2 protein-coding genes are annotated in these 3,383 nt (G+C 60.5%); both read right to left on the bottom strand.

What is annotated here, in order from left to right; genetic code table 11:
- Positions 1 to 114: 114 nt before the first annotated feature.
- Positions 115 to 2,157 carry a tyrosine-type recombinase/integrase gene (locus Q7J44_RS07440; RefSeq protein ID WP_304878533.1) on the bottom strand — a complete coding sequence of 681 codons (2,043 nt, stop codon included), beginning with the start codon at positions 2,155 to 2,157 and terminating at the stop codon, positions 115 to 117.
- Positions 2,157 to 3,299: a tyrosine-type recombinase/integrase gene (locus Q7J44_RS07435; protein ID WP_304878531.1), complete on the bottom strand. Its 1,143-nt coding sequence runs from the start codon at positions 3,297 to 3,299 to the stop codon at positions 2,157 to 2,159. The genes Q7J44_RS07440 and Q7J44_RS07435 overlap by 1 nt, the downstream gene beginning before the upstream one ends.
- Positions 3,300 to 3,383 lie beyond the last annotated feature (84 nt).

The following is a 3,383-nucleotide window of genomic DNA, read 5'->3' as shown; positions in this document are numbered from 1 at the left end:
GTTACATAGACAGGCAAGCGTAAAGGCGCAGGGACCTTGGGTAGGAACAGGCCGACCGCCGCGCTCCCCAAAAAGCTGGCGGTGGTCGGCCTGTTCCGTGTGCAGGACCGCATTTCATTCCAATTCCTCGCCGAGGTCGGTCAGGAGTTGTTCGACTCTTCTTGCGACGGCGCAATGACGTTCGACTTCGCGTGACCAAGAGCGGGCGCGCGCGTCTTCGGCGAGAGACAGTTCCAATCGACGGCGTTCGCGCAGCCGCGGCGCGTAGCATGGCGTCGTTACAAAGCGAGAACAGCTCAGGTAAAGGTCGCATTCGCAAGGACCTTCCGAGGGCAACCTCAGACAATGTCCCAGTTCCAGCGCAGTCTTGAAGAAGTTGCTGCGAAGCCAGTCGACTGCGCTTTCGCCAAGATTTCCGGATCGGATCACTTCCGCTCCTGCACCCGCAATCATGGCGCCTGGTTCCAGAACGGACTGGTAGTCGCGCAGCACCTCTGCGTCGCTGATCCGCGCATATACCATCGTCATCTGAGGGCTTTCGTGTCCGAGGACGCTCATGATGGTGTGAAGCTTTGCACCGCGTTCTGCGAGTTCGGTTCCGAGCGTGTGGCGGAATCGGTGCATGGTCACGGATGGCCTGCCTCGGGCGTCGACCAAGCCAGTGGCGGCACACACCCGCTTCAATGGCGCACCAAAGAGATGGCGTCCGCTCATCAGTTTTCCGCGCCAGACGAACACGAACCGGACGAGATCGCCTGTCCGTTCGTCGGGCAGCATTCGGTCTGCAACCTTTGCGCGGAGAGCCAGCACAACCCGAAGGGCCTCTGCGGCCTCATCATGCAGCGGGATTTGGCGCTCGCGGGCAGTCTTTCCGACGGGCAGTCGAAGGCGCGCCGTGCCATCGGCGTATTGGTCGAGGCAGTCAACCGACAGGCGCTGAATTTCACTGCGGCGCGCACCCGACCACCTAGCGAGAAGCATTGCTGCGCGCTGGAACGGATCGGAAAGCGCTCGGATTTCATCCATCAGCCGTTCGAGCTCAGCACGAGGGATGTATCGGGGAATTCGGTCGGGTACGCGTGGCAGATCGCGCTTTGCCACGAGCGGCCATCGCGGCACTTCAGTCCACGCCCAGTCCTCGGCATCCTTGAAGAATTGCGCCAGCCGGACAACGCGTCCCCTCTGAGAATTCGCAGTGAGTGGCCGCCCGGTCTTTGGCGACAACTCGGTTTTCATCGCGTTCATCCAACTGACGATGTGCTGATGCTTTACCTGCCCAAAGGTGCGCACTTCTGGTGCCGTTTTGGCCAAATGCTGCAGAAATCGGCGGGCAGTAAGCGCGTGATGGTACAGGGTAACCGGTCGCAGAGCTGGAGCACGGCGCACAAGCCATTCATCGATCAATGCGCCCATTTCAGGTTGTGCCGCCTTCAAATCCGCCGATGGCATGATCTTTCGCGGCGGGTCATCAACTTGCCCGCGGTGATAAAGCGCCAAGCGTAGCTGGCCGATCATCGTAATCCAGGCTTTGGAGACCAGACGATACCGGTCGCTCGATGTCCAGTAGGCACCAAGATCTGATCTATCGCCGAACATCCGAACGGCGACGAGGAGCTCATTGATGTCGTTCTGGCGCAAAGCGCTGACCAGTTGGGGGCCCTGGTGAAGGGCGAGACGTCCGAGCGTCCATCGCATTGCTCGATCCGCACCCGCATAGACGAGACCCAAGTCTGTCGCCTCGCGCGCAAGTCTCTCGACCCCGAGATCAATATTCATCAGCCGTGCCACGTCGTGAACACAGAGGTCGCCGACGGCGAGCAGCCACGGATAATCCAATCGGAGATGCCCTTTCAGCGCCAGATAGTAGAGATAGGCGCGCGCGAAATAGGAAGGTCGATCCTGAAGGGTAGCTCTGGTTTGCCCGTTGATCCGACCGACACGAACCGCGAGCGGCGCAGCCAGCCATTCTTCAATGTCTGGCCAGGCCTCGACGAATTGCTTGCGCTGACTTCGGCGTTGTTGGACGAACTGCTTCGTCGGATAGCAGCGTTGTAGAAAAGCGTCGTATTCATCGGCCGAACAGTGGCTGCTGCGAAAGAGAGATGGGGCATCGATCGAACGTGCCTGCATCGCTGCCGCGGAGACTGGGCCCCGCATCACTTTGCGCCTTCCGCAGGGTCCTGCACCTTCTCGTCTGGAAGGCCGAGGGCACGGCGATATTCGGCGACAACAATCGGATCGGAAACCCGGGTGTAAACGCGGGTTGCTTCTGGCGATGCATGACCAAGCCTTCGCTGAAGCGTCAGCTCGCGCATCCCGGCCTCCCACATCTTTGTTGCATGTGTATGGCGCAGGGCATGTGGGGTCACCCATGGTTTACGTATGTTCGCACGATCGCACGCCCTCGCAAAAAGCTTGGCCAGCGCGGCGTAGGAAAGTGGCTCATGCCTGCGTGGGCCACTGCCACCGACCAGAAACAGGAAGGGACTGTCTGTGTCCTGTGGTCGTTCGGTCATGACATATCCGCTGACTGACTGCAGCGTTGCCGTTTCATGCAAATCGACGACGCGCTCAGATCGTGACTTGCTCCGAACGCCGCGCGGGTGATCGAAACGCACCCTGACGGTCACCCGTCGCCTGCCATATGCGATGTCGGCGAGGTGCAAGCCAAGCACCTCACCTGGTCGCAGACCGCCGTCGAGCATCAAGCGAATGATTGCCAGATCGCGGCGCGTTCGCAGCTGCGCGATCAGCGCGTCGACCTGCTCATCCGCCATCGGGCGGGGCAAACGATGGATCTGCCGCAACCGCACCGGGCACCGTAAGGCCGACTGCGAGGTGACGCCAGTCAGGAACGGTCGATGGCGTTCAGCGACATGTGCGGCAGCGCGATCATGAATTCGGGTGATCGGGTTTGGGCCAGCAAAACGATCAGTGAACCGCGCCCATTCGAAGAATGAAGAAACCGCTGCAAGCACCCGGTTGATCGTCGCCGTGCTGAGCCGAGCAGATCGTTCTCCATCGGTCGCGGCCAACGACGGGTACGGCCCGGTGCCGCGGCGACGGCTCGGCTTGCTGCGCAGATGGATCAGCAAGTCAACCGCGCGCGCCGGTGTCAGCGCACGCCAATCCCACCCCTGTTCATCAAGAAAGGAAAGAAGATGCGAAAGATCGTGCTGATAAGCGCGCGCGGTGTTGGGAGAACATCCCGACCCATTCAGGTACGTCACGAACGCGGCGATGGTTGCGGCGAACGAAGATGGATCAGGGCCTGCGCCTTCAAGCTTTGCATCCACCATGGCGCATCTCCGACTGAGTCTAAATCGCCTGCCACGATACGCCCGAAGTCGGTTTTGACCGACTCTGTCTATATAATGGCTGAG

Origin of the sequence: Pseudotabrizicola sp. (genome assembly GCF_030656345.1) — a bacterium.
GTDB lineage: Bacteria > Pseudomonadota > Alphaproteobacteria > Rhodobacterales > Rhodobacteraceae > Pseudotabrizicola.
The sequence above is the reverse complement of the archived record's forward strand: the minus strand, read 5'-3'. Positions and strand labels throughout refer to the sequence as shown.